12 protein-coding genes are annotated in these 17,797 nt (G+C 36.3%); 5 read left to right on the top strand and 7 right to left on the bottom strand.

The window, feature by feature from the left end; genetic code table 11:
* The first annotated feature begins 58 nt into the window (after positions 1–58).
* The 3 genes from AC1Q5Z_RS22880 (at position 59) to AC1Q5Z_RS22870 (ending at position 9,554) form a co-directional block, all read left to right on the top strand.
* Positions 59–7,363: an MBG domain-containing protein gene (locus AC1Q5Z_RS22880; RefSeq protein WP_492447022.1), complete on the top strand. Its 7,305-nt coding sequence runs from the start codon at positions 59–61 to the stop codon at positions 7,361–7,363.
* 29 nt (positions 7,364–7,392) lie between these two features.
* A complete protein-coding gene (locus AC1Q5Z_RS22875) occupies positions 7,393–8,706 on the top strand; it encodes an OmpA family protein (protein ID WP_492447020.1) in 1,314 nt (437 codons plus the stop codon).
* A 251-nt stretch (positions 8,707–8,957) separates the two neighbouring features.
* Positions 8,958–9,554: a Crp/Fnr family transcriptional regulator gene (locus AC1Q5Z_RS22870; RefSeq protein WP_286967611.1), complete on the top strand. Its 597-nt coding sequence runs from the start codon at positions 8,958–8,960 to the stop codon at positions 9,552–9,554.
* A gap of 137 nt (positions 9,555–9,691) precedes the next feature.
* Here AC1Q5Z_RS22870 and AC1Q5Z_RS22865 read toward each other — a convergent pair whose 3' ends face one another.
* From AC1Q5Z_RS22865 to AC1Q5Z_RS22835, 7 genes are read right to left on the bottom strand one after another with little or no spacing between them, the layout of a single operon-like run.
* Complete coding sequence (locus AC1Q5Z_RS22865; protein WP_492447018.1) at positions 9,692–10,063, bottom strand: group III truncated hemoglobin; 372 nt, start codon at positions 10,061–10,063, stop codon at positions 9,692–9,694.
* Positions 10,064–10,094: 31 nt separating this feature from the next.
* Positions 10,095–10,862, bottom strand: coding sequence for an ABC transporter permease subunit (locus tag AC1Q5Z_RS22860; RefSeq protein WP_492447016.1), 768 nt, complete (start codon positions 10,860–10,862; stop codon positions 10,095–10,097).
* A complete protein-coding gene (locus AC1Q5Z_RS22855; RefSeq protein WP_492447014.1) occupies positions 10,846–11,568 on the bottom strand; it encodes an ABC transporter ATP-binding protein in 723 nt (240 codons plus the stop codon). The genes AC1Q5Z_RS22860 and AC1Q5Z_RS22855 overlap by 17 nt, the downstream gene beginning before the upstream one ends.
* Positions 11,565–12,797 carry a nitrous oxide reductase family maturation protein NosD gene (locus AC1Q5Z_RS22850; protein WP_343586437.1) on the bottom strand — a complete coding sequence of 411 codons (1,233 nt, stop codon included), beginning with the start codon at positions 12,795–12,797 and terminating at the stop codon, positions 11,565–11,567. Before AC1Q5Z_RS22850 ends, AC1Q5Z_RS22855 begins: the two co-directional genes overlap by 4 nt.
* A 28-nt stretch (positions 12,798–12,825) precedes the next feature.
* Positions 12,826–13,827, bottom strand: a complete 1,002-nt coding sequence (locus tag AC1Q5Z_RS22845) for a nitrous oxide reductase accessory protein NosL (protein ID WP_492447012.1) — start codon at positions 13,825–13,827, stop codon at positions 12,826–12,828.
* 54 nt (positions 13,828–13,881) lie between these two features.
* A complete protein-coding gene (gene nosZ / locus AC1Q5Z_RS22840) occupies positions 13,882–15,855 on the bottom strand; it encodes a Sec-dependent nitrous-oxide reductase (protein WP_492447011.1) in 1,974 nt (657 codons plus the stop codon).
* A gap of 32 nt (positions 15,856–15,887) precedes the next feature.
* Entirely contained in the window at positions 15,888–16,364 is a 477-nt protein-coding gene (locus AC1Q5Z_RS22835) for a c-type cytochrome (protein ID WP_109193600.1), read from the bottom strand.
* Between the two features lie 127 nt (positions 16,365–16,491).
* On the opposite strand from AC1Q5Z_RS22835, the gene AC1Q5Z_RS22830 reads away from it, so the two are divergent.
* Positions 16,492–16,860, top strand: a complete 369-nt coding sequence (locus tag AC1Q5Z_RS22830; protein WP_343586449.1) for a hypothetical protein — start codon at positions 16,492–16,494, stop codon at positions 16,858–16,860.
* 74 nt (positions 16,861–16,934) lie between these two features.
* Positions 16,935–17,783, top strand: a complete 849-nt coding sequence (locus tag AC1Q5Z_RS22825; RefSeq protein WP_492447010.1) for a hypothetical protein — start codon at positions 16,935–16,937, stop codon at positions 17,781–17,783.
* The last annotated feature ends 14 nt before the right edge of the window (positions 17,784–17,797 follow it).

The following is a 17,797-nucleotide window of genomic DNA, read 5'->3' as shown; positions in this document are numbered from 1 at the left end:
AATATAAGTTAAAATATCATACGAGAATAGTATTTGACAATTTAATATTACAAAATTTATGAAAAAACTCTACTCATTATTAATGTTTCTATTTTTTTCGGTACCACACATATATTCGCAAGTAACCGAAACATTTGAAAGCATACAGACAGGTGTTTCAAGCTTTTCTAGTAATGGAAAAACTTTTAATCTGACATCTTCAACTACTTATGGATTTGTAACTGCAAGTCCAGTTGGTAATTATGGTTATGATGGAAGCGCAAAATTCATACAAGTAAATGACGGCACAAATCAAGAAACAATGGGCCAAACTGGAATTATTAGCTCTTTGTCAGGAACTTTTAAGATAAACAATTTTTGGATATATGTAAGCGGTAATTCTGGACAAAATCCGGGTGTAACTTTCAACTATGCTCCTGGCTCAATAACTTTTAGAGGAAAACTGGGAGGAAGTACCGTGTTTACAGTGGTTAGAAATACAACTGGTGGAAATACTGGAAATTTATTACCTGGAAACGGATTTACGAATGTGAATTTCGCCAATGAAGGTGGTTCTGATAATACAAATCAAGCTATTGATCAATTAGAGATTCAATTGAGCAGTAATTACGATTACTTTGCAATTGATAATTTTACGTTTACCGATATTGTAGCTCCAACAATTACTACTCATCCTAGCAGTAAGACAATATGCTCTGGAATTACTACTACTTTTTCGGTTATAGCTCTTAATGCCACTAGTTACCAATGGCAGGTTAACACAGGTCAAGGCTTTGGAAATATTTCAGATAACGCTAATTATTCTGGCACAACTAGTTCAACACTATCAATTACAGGAGCGACATCAGCCTTTAACGGATATCAGTATCGTTGTGTGGCAACAGGTTCGGGATCTGTAAATTCTAATCCTGCAACATTGACGATTCCGGTAGAACTTTCTAGCAATGTTTCAGCCAACACCCCAAGTGCTTATGGGCAAAACAATGGTAGTGCAACAGTTAGTGTATCAGGAGGTACTACATCATATTATTATTCCTGGGCACCTGCTGGCGGCTCAGGAGCTACAGCATCTGGGCTCGCTCCAGGAAATTATACTGTATCTATTTGGGACAGTACTCAAACTGGATCGGGAGGATGTTCTAAAACACAATCCGTTACAATAGCTGAATCTCCTGGAGCTTCAACTAGTGTAACTTCTCTAAGCGGGTTTACAACATGTGCTGGCTCTACCTCTGTCTATCAGACTTTTATATTAAGAGCTGGTCAGTTAACTTCAAATTTAGATTTATCATCTCCAACAGGATATGAAGTATCGACAGCACCTAACGGAACTTATGCGGCTAATTTATCAATAACACCTTCTTCAGGCAATATAAATACAACCATATATGTTCGTCTAGCAACGACAGCTACAGGAACACCAACTGGAAATTTAGCTGTTTCTTCTACAGGAATACCAACAAAAAATGTGGCATTATCTGGTACCGTAACCCCGCTTCCTGTTATAACAGCGCAGCCTTCTACGAGTACAATTTGTGCAGGTGCTAATACCATTTTTACTTCAACTGCCGCTAATGCAACAGGATATCAGTGGGAGGTAGATCAAGGAACTGGATTTGCGCCTATAACTGTCGGTGCTCCTTATTCTGGCATTACTACAAATACACTTACCATAACTGGGGCTACTGCAGGAATGAACGGATATAGGTACAGACTTATAGCAAGTAATACTTGCCCCACTGTTGCAACTTCAAGCAGTGCCGAACTAAGGGTAAATTCTGCTCCTATTATAATAGGTCAACCTTCATCAACATTGACTTGTTCAGGAGGTAATGCTAGTTTTTCTATTACAGCTGCTAATGCCACAGGATATGAATGGCAGGTAGATAACGGAGGCGGATTTCAATCTGTACCAAACGGTGCTCCTTATTCTGGCAATACTTCGGCTACACTTACAATAACAGGAGCAACTGTCGCAATGAGCGGATATTTATACAGAGCTGTAGCAACTGGATCTTGTTCGCCATTAGCTGTTTCTAACACTGCTTTATTAACGATAAATTCTGCTCCAACTATAGTAGGACAACCTTCTGCAAGTACTACCTGTCAAAGGGATGACGCAACTTTTTCTGTAACTGCCGCCAATGCAACAGGATATCAATGGCAAGAAGACCAAGGACAAGATGCTGGTTTTCAAGATATTACAGATACAGCTCCTTATTCTGGCACCGCTACAGCTACTCTTATAATAACAGGAGTGTCAAATGCTTTTAATGGATATAAATACAGAGTTGTTGCTTCTGGGGTATGTAACCCGCAAACTACTTCAAACGGTGTAAGCCTTACTGTAAATCCTCTTCCTGCTATTACAGCAGACCCATTATCAACATCTGTTTGCTCTGGCAGCAATACTACTTTTTCTGTAAGTGCAGAAAATGCAACAGAATATCAATGGCAGGTAGATAAAGGAGATGGTGCAGGATTTGCTGATGTTCTAAATGCAGCTCCTTATTCTGATGTAACCACAGCTACTCTTACTATAACTGGAGCACCTGTAGAATTTAATGGATACAAATACAGAGCTGTAGCTACTGGAACATGCACTCCTTCTGCTACTTCAAACAGTGCTACTCTAACCGTCAATCATATTACAATAATAATGTCCAAAATCGACGTAGCCTGCTTTGGTGCTTCAACAGGAACAGCTACTGCGAGTCCTAGCGGAGGAACTGGTAACTATACCTACTCGTGGTCTAACGGAGGAGATACTGCTACCATCACAGGATTGGCAGCAGGAATAACTTATACTGTAACAGTAACGGATGAAAACTCATGCTCAAATACAGCAAGTGTAACATTAGGACAGCCAACTGCTTTAACAACCATAGCTGGTGCTATAGACAACGTTCCTTGTTATGGAGGCGCTAATGGAACTGCAACGGTTATAGCATCTGGAGGAACCGGAGCTGGAACTTATACTTACTCTTGGGACACAACTCCTGTTCAAACAACTGCCAAAGCAATAGGTCTTACAGCCGGCACTTATATTGTAACGGTAACTGATGCTAATAGCTGTGAAACGACCAGAAGTTTTACTGTAGAACAATCTCCTGCTATTGTAACAAGCATTGGCAATCAAACCAATGTTTCTTGCGCTGGAGGAACAAATGGTACAGCTACAGTAAATGTCACAGGAGGTACAGGAGCAAACACTTACACTTACCAATGGGCACCTACTGGCGGAACTGGAGCAACGGCTTCTGGTCTTGCAGAAGGTACTTATACAGTAACGGTGACTGACGGTAACAACTGTACAGCTACCCAAGATTTTATTATTACAGAACCATCTGCTTTATCTGCAACACAATCTCAAACAGAAGCTTTATGTAATGGTTCGGCAACCGGTACAGCAACTGTCACTGCCTCTGGCGGATCAGGGAACTACACTTACACATGGTCTCCTTCAGGTGGAACTGCTGCAACGGCTACTGGACTAATAGCTGGCACTTATACTTGTCTTATTAGAGATGAAAATCTGTGTAACATAACAGTTTCTTTCACTATTACAGAGCCAAATGATCCGTTAGATGCTACCACATCTCAAATAAATGCAACTTGTTCAACCGGTGGTCAAGCTTCTGTATCAGCATTTGGAGGCACAGCTGGTTATAGCTATTTATGGTCTACTTCTGGAGCAACAACACCAACTGTTACTGGTCTTGCTGCAGGCTTACACAGTTGCGAGATAACAGATGCAAATGGTTGTTCTATAACTAGAAATTTTACTATTTCTACAACTAATACACTTGTTGCCTCTACTGCTCAAGTTGATATACTTTGTAATGGTTCTAATACTGGTTCAGCTTCAGTAGTTCCATCTGGGGCTCCTGGGCCTTTCAACTATGTTTGGTCTCCTAATGTTAGTACCAGTGATACAGCAAGTAATCTTAGTGCAGGAAACTATTCTGTAACCATTACTTCTGGTAACGGATGTTCTATTGTGAAAAATTTTACAATTTCAGAGCCATCGGCTCTTACAATAACACCTGGTCCGCAAACAAATGTTACCTGCAATGGAGGAAACAACGGATCGTTGAGTACTACAGTAGCTGGAGGAACTGGTGCATACGCTTATTCATGGGCTCCTTCTGGAGGGAACGCTGCAACCGCAACGGGTCTTTCTGCTGGAAATTATACTTTAACAGTTACAGATGCTAACTTTTGTGAAAAGACACAAAGTTTTACCATAACACAACCTGATGCGCTTACAGCAACAACTTCTAAAACTGATGTTTCATGTAATGGAGGCACTAACGGAACTGCAACTGTAGATGTTACTGGAGGAACAGGAACTTACACCTATTCTTGGTCACCTTCTGGAGGAACTAATGCAACTGCCAGCGGACTAGCGGCAGGAAACTATACTGTTACTATAAAAGATGCTAATTTATGCGAAACTACAGCAACAGTACTTATAGAACAACCTGCTTTACTTACAGTTACAACATCAAAAACAGATGTTTTATGCAATCAGGCAAATAATGGTACAGCAACAGTAAATCCTTCTGGAGGAACTGGAACTTATACATACTCTTGGTCACCATCAGGAGGAACTGCCGCAACAGCTACCGATTTAGGTCCAAACACTTATACTGTTACAGTAACAGATTCAAACGGATGTTTCGTAACAGAAACTATTGAGATAACAGAACCTGATGCACTTTCGGCAACAGATACACATACAAATGTATCTTGCAAAAGTGGCAATAATGGTTCCGCATCAGTAACGGCTTCAGGAGGAACAGGAAACTACAGCTATTTATGGTCACCTTCTGGCGGAACAGCAGCAACAGCTACTGATCTAACTGCAGGTACATATACTGTAACTATTACAGATCAAAATTCATGTTCTATTACAAATACAATAGAAATTACAGAACCAGATGCTTTAGATTTAACAGCAACTATTGCAGATGTTTCATGCCATAACGGAAATAACGGATCGGTTACATTAAACGTAACTGGCGGCACGGGTAGCTATACCTATGCTTGGTCTCCATCTGGAGCAAATGCAGCAACTGCAACTGGACTTACTGCAGGAACTTATACGGTAACTGTTACAGATGCTAATTCTTGTTCTGCAACAGCAACGGTAACCATTAATGAACCGCCTGCTCTTACAGCGACAATAGCCAAAACAGATGTTTTATGCAATCAAGCAAATAACGGAACAGCAACGGTAACTCCTACTGGAGGAACTGGAACTTATACATACTCTTGGTCTCCTTCTGGAGGAACTGCCGCAACAGCTACAGGATTAAGTCCAAATACTTACTCTGTTACTGTGACCGATGCAAATGGATGTTTTGTAACAGAGTCAGTAATAATTTCAGAGCCATCTGTACTTTCTGCATCAGATTCACATACTAATGTTTCTTGTAACCAAGGCAATAATGGTACTGCATCTGTAGTGGCTACTGGAGGAACAGGCAATTATAGCTATTTATGGGCGCCTTCTGGCGGAACTGCTGCGACAGCAACTGGTCTTACTGCAGGAACTTATACAGTAACTGTTACAGATGAAAATTCATGCTCTGTAACAAATACCATAACAATTACAGAACCAGATGCTTTAACCTTAACTACAAATGCAGCATCGGTATCTTGCCATAACGGAAGCGACGTATCGGCTACAGTTAGTGTAACAGGCGGTACAGGCACTTATTCTTATGCTTGGTCTCCATCAGGTGGAAATGCTGCAACAGCAACTGGCCTTACTGCAGGAACTTATACAGTAACTGTTACAGACGAAAATTCATGTTCTGCAACAAATATCATAACAATTACAGAACCAGACGCTTTAACCTTAACAGCAAATGCTGTAGCGGTATCTTGCTATAACGGAAATAATGGCTCGGCTACAGTTAGCGTAACAGGCGGTACAGGCACTTATTCTTATGCTTGGTCTCCATCTGGAGGAAATGCTTCAACGGCAACTAATCTAGTAGCTGGAACTTACATGGTTACGGTTACAGATGCAAATTCCTGTTCAGTTTCTCTAAGTATTGACATAACACAGCCTGATAATCCAGTTAATTTAAATACTGCAACTATTACAGGAATAACGCAAACTGGTGCTTCATTATCTGGTACTGCATCTTCTGACGGATTAGATACTGACAAGGGAGAATGTTTAACAGAAGTTGGTTTTGTATATGCACAACATGCCTCTCCTACTACAGCCGATACTAAAATTAATGTTACTGCTGCATTAGGAACATTTACAAGCTCTTTATCAGGCCTTAGAGGAAATAGAACTTATTATGTTAGAACTTATGCTGTAAACAGTAACGGTTTTGTTAATTATGGAAATGAAGTAAGTTTTACAACAGAAAAATATACGCTTACTATAACTGCAGCAGCAGGACATACCAAAGTTTATGGTACAGCCGATCCAGTATTCAATTATACGGCTTTAGGTTTTGCTAATGGAGACACAAACTCAATACTTACAGGTCTTCTTTCAAGAGATACTGGAGAAAATGTTGGAAAATATAACATTAAGCTAGGATCAATTAGTGCTGGTGCTGATTATATAATTGATTTTACCGGTGCAGAATTTGAAATTACTAAAGCTGACCAAACTATCACTTGGAACCAAACTTTAGATTTTGGATGTTTAGATTCTGATAACGTAACCTTAACTGCAACAGCAGATAGCGGATTACCAATTTCTTATACCATTGCAAATACAGCTTTAGGAACAATTTCTGGATCAACTTTAAATATTACAGGTTCAGGAAATTCAACCATTACTGCAACGCAAAATGGAGATCAGAATCATAATGAAGCTACAGCCGTTGTTAAACCAATAGAAATAAGCCAATCTGGACTCGTTGTACAGCAATGGGCAAATGTGCTATTCTTTGATAACAAATCGAATAATTTTGTGGCTTGGCAGTGGTATAAAAACGGAACAGCTGTTTCTGGTGCAACACGTCAGTATTATAGCGAGCTTCTGCCTTTAAACGGTACTTATTATGTAATTGCAAAAGACAAAAACGGAAATTCAATTAAATCTTGTCCAATTGAGACTACTGGAACAATTTTTACCAAAAAGATAAAAATCTATCCAAACCCAGTTAAACCGGGAGCTCAATTTACTTTAGAATGTGATTTTAGCGATTCTCAATTAAATGGATCTGAAGTGGTTATTTATGACATTACAGGAAAATTAGTACAGACTATTTCAAATGTAAAAGCCAAAAATGAAATAACCGCTCCATCACAGGTTGCCCTATATATTGTTGTTCTTAAATTGGCTGATGGTCAATTAAAAACAATCAACTTATTGGTTAAATAAAAATGAGATTTAATTTAAAATTACAAGCGATGAAAATTAAAACCACGATAGCCATACTTCTACTGTTTACTTTCACTATAAAAGCACAGGAAATTAATGTCAAGATTAATGGAGGTCCATCAGGAATCCTTTATGATAGCACTCTTGGAGATGGCAAACTAAAATTTGGCGGAGGAATAGGTGTCGGTTACACCTATTTCTTCAGCAGCCATTGGGGAATTATGACGGGAATTGATGCAATGTACAACCAAAACAGTTTTGAATTCCATAACGGAACTACAATCTCAACCTATGAGATCGATGACCAGACTTCTGCATTTGAGTATCAAGTTACTCCGACAAACTATAAAGAAGATCAACACTTCATTTCTATTGCAGTTCCATTAATGATGCAATACAGAACATCAATTGCACCACAGACACAACTGTATTTTGGAGTTGGAGGAAAAATTCTTTTTCCAGGAAAACAAACAGCAAAAGCATCAGCATCTGAGTTGCAATTGAGCGGTTATTATCCTGACATAAATCTCTTGATTGATGATTTGCCTTCTCACGGATTTGGTAAAGTAACCAATTGGCAAGATAAAACAACAGTAAACTTAGATCCTTCTTTTCTTTTAAGTATAGAAACTGGTCTTACTTTCAAACTAAAAGAAAAAACGCAACTTTATACTGGCATATATCTAGATTACGGTTTAACAGAAATGGCAAAAGAAAATCCAGATGTTAATATAGTTGCTTATAGCCCAAACGGGATTGATAATATTCAGGCAAATGGTACAAGCGGCAATAGAAAAATTGTTCAAGAAAGCCGTTACTTCTCTGCAGGTATTCAACTGAAATTAGGTTTTATGCTAACTAAAAACAAACCAGAACCTGTGCCACCAAAAGAAGAAATCATGACCAAGACAGAAGCTCCTGTTCAAGAAGCGGCACCTGTACAGCAGAAAGTGGTTGAAGCTCCAACAGCAAAAAAAGAGCTTACACCAACTGAACGCACATATGTCGAAAAACCTCTTGCTTTCCAAGAAGTTGGCAACACTAATGTAACGCCTGAATTGGCTACAAGATTAGACGAAATTGCTAAAATTCTAAAATCAAATAAAGATACAGATCTTAATATTACAGGATATACTTGCGATATAGGAACTGAAGCACGCAATCTTGAAATTGGAATGAAAAGAGCTCAGGCAGTTTCAGATTATTTACAGAATAAAGGAATTGAATCTAATCGTATGCATTTATTTTCAAAAGGTGAAAGCGAACCTTTAGTTCCAAATATTCCAGTAGAGAATAGACCTCTAAACAGAAGAGTTTCACTTACGCTGATAGACGCAAAATAATTTTTTTAATCTACAATTGTATAAAGCATGATGCAAGAGTTTAACTCTTCATCATGCTTTATCTTTTTTATAAAATTCTCCCTTTTCATGCCATTATTTCCAAATTTCATTAGAATATATTTTGATTCAAAAAAATAATTTAAAAGCTAACATTTATCATATTTCCTTTCCTCTTTAATACTTTTATTTGCCTTAATAAAAACAAAACCAAACACTTAACCAATTCTTCAAAATGCAATAATTGTTTTATCATGCACATTGATACTGATTTGCTTTATACTTGGGGAGCTGTGGCTAAAAAAGTTCCTAAAAACTCAATTATTTTTTTTGAAAATGATGCTGCACTTTCCTTTTTTCAAATTTTAGAAGGAACTGTAAAAATGAGTTATACCAATGAAGATGGCAAAGATCTGACGGTTGGTATTTTTAATGAAGGAAATAGTTTTGGCGAACCGCCACTTTTTATCGGACAACCCTACCCTGCTACAGCAATTGCGCAAACAGATTGTATCATTTTAAAATTATCCAAAAACAGCTTTTTTTCTTTTCTAGAAGAAAATCCAGAAATACAATTTAGGATACTCAAGCTATTTGCATGGAAAATCTATAACAAAATTGTCTTTTCCAAAAATATAGTCAATCATAAACCAGAATATCGCATTCAATATTTTTTAGATAATCTAAAAAAACAAAATAACGTAGCCACATCAATAAAAATGAAAATTCCATATACGAGACAAGAAATTGCTGACTTTACAGGACTGCGGGTAGAAACTGTAATACGCACATTATCACTTATGAGTAAAAACAAAAAAATTGAAATTATAGATCATAAATTGTTTTACTAATTTCATGTCTTATGATTTGAATCATACCAAAACAACATGATTTTTTCTTCTTTTGTAAAAGGTTAAAAGAAATTATTAATTCAGTTCTAATAGCTTTAAAAATAAAAACGGGAACTAAAAAAGTTCCCGTTTTTGTATTAAGAAATGACTTTATTCATCATTAATTTTGAAATATTCTCTGCCCGCACTTTTATCTCATCAGCATTTTCTCCTTCAAACAAATCATCGACTGTTTTTTTCCAAAGCTTTGTCCAATGTTTAAAATGAGTTTCTGCAAGTCTACTTTTCTGGTCTAGCATTCTATGTTTCAGCATCGGGTTACCTTCAAAATTTCCAGTATGAAAAAGAATATTATCCCAAAAATCATACATAATAGGAAGGTGTTTCTGCCAATTGACCATAGCCACTTCTGTAAACAAATACCCAATTGTTGAATCTGTTTTTACTTTTAAATAAAAGGCGTCGACCAATACCGTTATATCATCTTTATTTCTAATATCTGTTTTCATACTTATTTTGTTCTGAATAAATAATAAAAAATTAAAGATCCTTACGGTCAAATTTTCTAACCGAAATTAAAAACGGAACTGCTATCCACAAAACAAGCAGTAAAAAAGAAATCACCAACCCGATAGTTGTTCCGAAAAAATCTTTAAAAATAGCACCTGTATAACCCATCATAGCAGATTGATCTAAATGCAGCAATATTTGTATTCTAGCCAAATCAATCGGACTTGAAGCTGTAATTCCTACCATCGCCTCTTCGATTGGATATTCTGCAAATTGAAACAAAAGAAATAACACCAAAGCATCAAATAATATAGCAAAATACATCCAAAATAAAATGGCCAAACCTATTCCTTTTGCTTTATCTCGAGTTAAAATACAGCTCAAAAAAGCCAGTGACACAAAAACAATAGAAATTAAACTTCCAGACAGAACCATCATCAATCCTGCCATTCCTGGCGCATTTACCAAAAGAGGAATTCCTGCTCCAAGAAAAAAAGCCAAAAGCATTGCAATAGAAAGACCTGTAAACAAACTAATCCAGATTTTCTTTCTTTTAATAGGCTGGCTCAATAACAGCTCTATAAACTCCGAACTATTGTAAATATAAATGGTTGAAAAAAGTATCGATACCAGTGGAACTGTGAATAAAATAACATTCAAAATAGTCAGTAAACCTTTGGCCGTATTGTCTTCAAGCATAAAAGATCCCCAAGAAAGCAGCGCTAGAATTAGAGCATAACTCACAACAATCTTATTTTTAAGAATATCCAATAAGACAATTTTAATTATTCTGTTCATGCTGCTTTTCTTTTAATATTGTGGCAATAGATTTTGAAATTTTGCTTTCTCCGGTTGATTCCAAAAGATCTTTAATCGTTTTATGAAAATGTACTTTTCCGTCCTGCATAAAAATGATTTGAGTAATCATATCATCTAATTCACTCAATAAATGCGAAGTGATCAAGATTAGTTTTCCTTTGTTTTTCTCTTTAATGATTTTCTCCTTCAAGATTTCAGCCGCCAACGGATCAAGGCCTGCGGTTGGTTCGTCTAGAATTAAAACATCAGGATTAAAAAGGAAAGCCAATGTTGCACTTACTTTTTGCGTAGTTCCGCCAGAAAGTGTTCTCATTTGTTTGTCGCTCATTTTATCCAATTTGAAAGCTTTTATCAAATCTTCATCCAATTCCTTCTTCGAATTTCGAATCTGCTTGATCATTTCTATAATCTGCGAAATCGTCATATTATCAGGATAACGGCCAATTTGGGGCATGTACCCTATTTTATTTCGATATTCGAACTTCTTTAAAATAGATTCTTCATGAAGTAAAATATCACCACTATCAGGCAATACCATTCCTAAAATCGATTTTATCAAAGTTGTTTTTCCACAGCCGTTTGGACCAATAAGCGCAATGCATTCTCCTGCTTTAAACTCAAGGTTCACATCTTGCAAAACCTGCAGTCTTCCAAATTTTCTATTTATATTTTTTAAAGTAATCATAATATGAGAGATTTCATTTCGGGAGATTCATCTACAAAATTGTCGGGTGTTATACTGGGCAATATTTTTTCTGATTTATCCAAAAGCGTAATCATAAAACTTCGGAACAAAAGCATTGCCGAAGGATTGTTTTCTGTAATAACAGCAAAAAGACTCAGCGGATGAAAAGGCACATCGCCAATTCCGTCCCGATTTAAATCGTAGCCTTCATATTTATCCCAATAATTATTATTGAAATGATTTAGAACCAAACTTCCGTTAGTACTGATATCGAAAGTATTGGAAAGAAAATTATTAAACGAAATCTCATTATCCATACAGCTTGCCTGTACTTTCATTCCCCAGCCGTTATCTTTAAAAATATTTCGTTCCAATTTTACACGGCTTGTTCCTTCCATATAAATTCCGGAAGTATTGCGGATAAATTTATTTCCAACAATATAGCTATCCGAAATTTCTTTGAGCAGTAAACCATAAGCAGCGTCGCCCCAGTTCTCTTCAAAATAATTGTTGAACATTTTTACATTTTTGGTAAACATTACCGCCACTCCTGCTCCATTATTTTTAAAAACATTGCCTATGTAAGAATCATCATTGGAGAACATAAAGTGTAATCCGTAACGAATGTTGGCTTTAGATACATTGCGCCAAATGACAGAATTAGAAACAAACTCAAAATAAATTCCGTCACGATGTCCCGAAATTCTATTTCCTATAATCTGCATACTATCGCTTTTCCAGCAATGAATACCGTTGCCAATACGCTGTTCTTCTTTTTGATAGGCTTTTATGGTATTGTTTTTTACGATGCAGTTTGATCCTTTCTGAACATAAATTCCGAAAAAATTATTATCTAGAACATTGTCTTTTACGACAACTCCGATTTTATCATATATTTTAATTCCACAAGGATCATTAAGAGAAGCATATCCTGAATTGATAACTTTAAACCCAGAGAAAACTACGCTGTCGGCTTTTATCGAAACTACTTCATATTTTTGCTGTCCATCCAGAACTGGCAAGCCTTTTCCTTGTAGAATTAATTTTTTATCTATAATAATATTGCCTTCTCTATAAATGCCTTTATTGACAATAATAGTGTCACCAGATTTGGCAAGTTCTATTGCCTTTTTAATTGTTTTAACTGACTTATCTGAACCTACTTCAATCTTTTGAGACCAGAGACAATTAAAAAACAATAGGAATGAAAGGCAAAAATGAAATTTCATGATTTAATATTTTAATTAAGATGGCATTTTATTTATTCAAAATTGCAGTCCATTCTGTTTCAACTCCTTTTGATTCTGCTTCAAAAGCTTTTGCCTCACTCTTGTTAGAAAAAGCGGCAATATTTCCGTTCATTGGACTTTTTATCGTGCCACCCGAAACAAAAAAAGCGTTTTCTGCCTTTATTAATTCATTATTTTTGGCGTAATCGTGTACGTAATATGCTTTTACTTTGGTGTCTTTATGGTCTTTACAATAATGTGCCATACAAGCAATATCATCAAACTTATACGCCCTTCCTTTTTCTGTAATAATTTCGGCTCCGTGTCTTCCTTCACTAATTCCCATCATACAGAAATCACAATTGTCAGTATTTAGTTTAATAGGAACAGGTTTGTCTCCAGAACATGAAAAAAGAAAAGCAGGAACCAACAAAATGCCCAAGAGCCGACCAGATGGTTTAGTATATTTTTCCTTTATAATAGCGGCAAATAGCAAAGCTCCAACTACAATTAGCATCCATCCTCCAATATCCGGAATTGAATAAGCGCCAAAATTTAATAATTGTTTATATCCAAGCATTGGCGGTTGATAAGCCATTCCGGGAACTCTAATAGCAGCATTCGGATCTAGATTATGTCCGTATTCATAATTCCATCTGTAGAAATCACAAGCTGATAATATTCCAAAAATCACAAAAGAAAAGAAGAAAATAAAGAGTCCTTTTCTATTTGATTTCCATGCACAAGCAATTGAAACAATTCCTAATCCTGCAAGAATAAACGGTAGCACTTTAAACTCAATAAAATCTTCTGTATGCAGAGTTTTCATTCCAATATAATGATTCAATCCGTTTATAATATCAACATCGCCAGCAATCTTAGAAGCATGAAGTTTTAATACCAAACCTTCAGGATATTGGGGTGCCGTAAGTTCAATTTTCCAAATAGGAAAGAATACAGCTCCAATTAATAAAAGCCCTGATAAAAACAGCATAACTTTAGAAAAAGGGGATAGTTTTTTATTTTTCATAATAATTCAAAATAAAAGGGAACAAAGAATACTTTGTTCCCTTATGGTTACTGACTATTCTTTTGGTAAATTGGTACCTACACTGTAAGTAATCGGAACGTTGCTTCCTGCTGGCGAAACTCGCACATACCCTTGCATTTCTTGGTGTAATGCACTGCAGAAGTCTGTACAATAGAATGGGAAGATTCCTTTTTTCTCAGGAACCCATTTTAATGTTAAGGTTTCTCCTGGCATGATTAACAATTCGGCATTGTTTGCTCCTTTGATAGCAAATCCGTGAGGAACATCCCAGTCTTGCTCAAGATTGGTAACATGGAAATAAACTTCATCTCCCACACGAATTCCTTCGATATTATCTGGTGCAAAGTGCGAACGAATACAAGTCATATAAATATGTACCTTATTGCCTTCTCGAACCACTTTAGATTCTTTTTCCCCTTTAGTTGCAAAAGGATGTTTGTTGGCAGCAATATCATAATATTTCAGCTGTCCGTTATTTCTAACTTTATCTGCTGGAATACCTTGTGCGTAGTGTGGTTCTCCAATAGTTGGGAAATCCAAAAGCAATTTCATTTTATCTCCGCTAATATCAAACAACTGTGCACTTTGAGCTAATTCTGGTCCAGTTGGCAAGAAACGATCTTTGGTAATTTTGTTGTAAACCACCATGTATTTTCCAAATGGTTTTTCTGTATTTCCACCAGGAACCATTAAGTGTCCAGGAGAATAATAAGTTGCTTTTCTGTCTAAAACTTTTAAGTCTTTGATGTTCCATTTTACAACCTCAGATGAAACGAACATTGTAGTATAAGCATTTCCTTTTCCATCAAATTCTGTATGCAGAGGTCCTAAACCAGGTTTTTGAACTTCACCATAAAGTGCTGCTTCATATTTTACAACTGGAATTCCTGCATAAGCACCATCAAATTGTTTTTTAGCAATTGCATCTTTTAATTTTGTGAAACTAAACACTGGAATCAAAGCTGCCAATTTTCCACTTCCGATAATATATTCTCCTGTTGGATCAATATCACAGCCGTGAGGCGATTTCGGACAAGGAATCATATAACAGATATCTTTCAATTCTGAAGCATCTAGAGTTAAAACCTCATTCATGATTACAGATTTAGCACTTTGAGTTTTTTCATCCCAAGTATTATGGGCATATTTTGCAGGAATTCGTTTTCCTTTTCCAGCTTTAATGTATTCTTCTGCTTTTTTCCAGTTTACCGCCATGATAAAATCCTTGTCATTTTTAGAAGCATTAACTTCCAATAAGGTATTGGCTTGTTCTGTATTATAGCAAGAGAAGAAAAACCATCCATGAGATTCTTTTTTTCCTGGGTGGCTAAGATCAAAATTCACACCTGGAGCAACGATTTGGAAAGAAAGATCCAATTGACCTTCTTTACCAATTTTCACGAAACTAAGATATCCTTTAAAGTTTTTCTTGTATGTATTAATAGGCACATCGCCATTATCGTTATCTGGCGGCACACTAAAACGGCTTGCTCCTACCACATATTCCGTGTTCTCCGTAATAAATGGTGAAGAGTGATTACCCGCACAGTTTGGAAGCTCAATAATTTCGGCAGTTCTAAATGTTTTCAAGTCAATACGTGCAATACGTGGCGTATTATTCGCATTAGCGAAAATCCATCGTCCGTCTACTTCTCCATTTGTTTGCGATAAATCCAAGTGATGCTGATCGTCCCAAGGCACATAACCATGAGAGGTATTCAACATTGGTTTTGTTTCTTCGCTGTATCCATAACCACTTTGCGGATCTTCAGAAAATACAGGCATTACTCTTAACAATCTTCCGCTCGGAAGTCCGTAAACACTGACCTGACCGCTAAAACCGCCCGATACAAAGTTGTAGAATTCATCATATTTTCCGGGTGCTACATACACTTTTTGGGCCGCATCGCCTTCAACAGCATCTGTAGAATCTTTCGGTTTGCACGAAACAAACAAAGCACACCCTAACGTAACAACGAAAATCGATTTTAAAAATTTATTTTTCATAAGGCTATTATTTTGATTTTGATTCCTTTTAATTATTTCACTCCATCATTCTGGCGCATATACTCCAAAATAGATCTTGCTTCATCTTCTGTTAATCCTTGGTTCGGCATACGAATCATGCAAAGCTCTAATTGTGCCTGCAATTCTGGGTCTTTGTCAATCATTGGATCTGGATTGGTAATAAAATTCATGATCCATTGCGGTGTTCTTCTTTTTGTTACCCCTTTCCATCCCGGACCAACTAATTTTTCATCTGTTGGTTTATGACAGGAGGTACATTTAACTTCGGCAGTTTTAAGCCCTTTTTCAGCTAATGCTTTATCTAAAGAAGCTCCTAATTCAACTGTTTCATACTTCCCAAGACCTCTCTTTGGATCGTAAGATTCTGCATCAGCTGTTTTCTCAGCTGCAGCTGGAGTAGAAAAATCCTGATCGGTGTTTGACTTCTCTTTTCCACATGATGTGAGCAGGGCAAAACCAAACATGGTTAATAAAAATAATCTGTTCATTACTTTGTTTTTTACTTGTTAAACTTTTGATCAAAATTCCAAAACTTGTTTTTAGTAAAGTATGATTGCAATCATATCCTCAAAAAAAAGTTCGTAATACTTTCGTATTCTCAAAAATCAACAAGCAATGAAGTTTTGCATTTACATATTTTTGTTTGCAGTGGTATTTCGGCCAGCATTTCCATTCCTGGATTATGTGGTCAACTACCATTACATCGCAACTGAATTATGCGAAAACAAAAATGCCCCAGAATTGCACTGTAACGGAAAATGCCATTTGAAAAAAGAACTGGCAAAAAGTTATAAAAATGATACGCCAGCTTCTAACGAAAAGAAGAGTGAAACAGCAGAAACTGTGGTTCTGTTTATGGTACAAATCCCAGTATTCTCTTTTGAAAAAAATAGAGTTTCTACTTTTATAGTAAATGCATTTTATAACAACTTATATTATCATTTAGAGGCCGTCAACATCTTCCGCCCTCCGATTTTCATTTGATTTTTATTTCATTCTTTTCCTTCTATCGAATTCATTCGACAGACCTTTTATTATCATATTTAAATTAAAATCTCATGAAAATTTTAAAATACACAGCACTTTTATTTTTAGCAATTACCACATTCTCTTGCTCTTCTGATAACGATTCTTCTTCAACTCCAGTTGATGAAACAAGCGGACTTCATAAAATACAGGAAATCGCAAATGACACTCATATTATAGAATTATTCTCATCAACAGGTTCTTTGGTACAGGGTTACAATCATATTTCACTTCGAATAAAAGACAAGAAAACCAGTACTTATATTACCGACGCTAAACTTGAATGGGCACCGCTTATGCACATGAGCATGATGCAGCATTCTTGTCCTAAATCAGTTGTTACTAAAGCATCAGGCAAAAAGACTTTGTACGAAGGCGATATCATTTTTCAGATGGCACAAAATGCAACAGAGTATTGGGAACTCAGTTTTAATTACACCGTTAATAATGTTGCTTATACTGCAGCAGACAAAATAAATATCCCTACATCGGCAAAACGAACTGTAAACTCTTTTAAAGGAAGCGACGGAAGCAATTATGTAATTGCCTATATCGAACCATCTTCTCCAAAAGTGGCAATAAACGACATGACAGTAGGAATTTATAAAATGAAGGATATGATGACTTTTGAGGCTGTAAATAATTTCAAAATCAAAATCGATCCAAGAATGCCAAGTATGGGAAATCATGGTTCACCAAACAATACAGATTTGCTTCAATCTGAAACTAATGTTTTTTATAAAGGAAAACTTTCTCTTACCATGACAGGATATTGGAAAATAAATCTTCAGGTTTTAAATGCTGATCGTGAAGTTTTGAAAGGAGAACCTGTTACAACAGACAATCCATCAAGCAGTCTTTATTTTGAGATTGAATTTTAAATCTAAACAACAAT

The organism is Flavobacterium sp. GW823-FHT06G12, from assembly GCF_058794775.1.
This window is presented reverse-complemented; position numbering and strand designations above follow the sequence as displayed.

Excerpts from the sequence above, each read along its gene's own strand:
- AC1Q5Z_RS22860 (WP_492447016.1), bottom strand. The coding sequence starts at position 10,862 with ATGAACAGAATAATTAAAATTGTCTTATTGGATATTCTTAAAAATAAG.
- AC1Q5Z_RS22830 (WP_343586449.1), top strand. The coding sequence starts at position 16,492 with ATGAAGTTTTGCATTTACATATTTTTGTTTGCAGTGGTATTTCGGCCA.
- AC1Q5Z_RS22855 (WP_492447014.1), bottom strand. The coding sequence starts at position 11,568 with ATGATTACTTTAAAAAATATAAATAGAAAATTTGGAAGACTGCAGGTT.
- AC1Q5Z_RS22875 (WP_492447020.1), top strand. The coding sequence starts at position 7,393 with ATGAAAATTAAAACCACGATAGCCATACTTCTACTGTTTACTTTCACT.
- AC1Q5Z_RS22845 (WP_492447012.1), bottom strand. The coding sequence starts at position 13,827 with ATGAAAAATAAAAAACTATCCCCTTTTTCTAAAGTTATGCTGTTTTTA.
- AC1Q5Z_RS22835 (WP_109193600.1), bottom strand. The coding sequence starts at position 16,364 with ATGAACAGATTATTTTTATTAACCATGTTTGGTTTTGCCCTGCTCACA.
- AC1Q5Z_RS22880 (WP_492447022.1), top strand. The coding sequence starts at position 59 with ATGAAAAAACTCTACTCATTATTAATGTTTCTATTTTTTTCGGTACCA.
- AC1Q5Z_RS22865 (WP_492447018.1), bottom strand. The coding sequence starts at position 10,063 with ATGAAAACAGATATTAGAAATAAAGATGATATAACGGTATTGGTCGAC.
- AC1Q5Z_RS22850 (WP_343586437.1), bottom strand. The coding sequence starts at position 12,797 with ATGAAATTTCATTTTTGCCTTTCATTCCTATTGTTTTTTAATTGTCTC.
- AC1Q5Z_RS22870 (WP_286967611.1), top strand. The coding sequence starts at position 8,958 with ATGCACATTGATACTGATTTGCTTTATACTTGGGGAGCTGTGGCTAAA.
- nosZ (WP_492447011.1), bottom strand. The coding sequence starts at position 15,855 with ATGAAAAATAAATTTTTAAAATCGATTTTCGTTGTTACGTTAGGGTGT.
- AC1Q5Z_RS22825 (WP_492447010.1), top strand. The coding sequence starts at position 16,935 with ATGAAAATTTTAAAATACACAGCACTTTTATTTTTAGCAATTACCACA.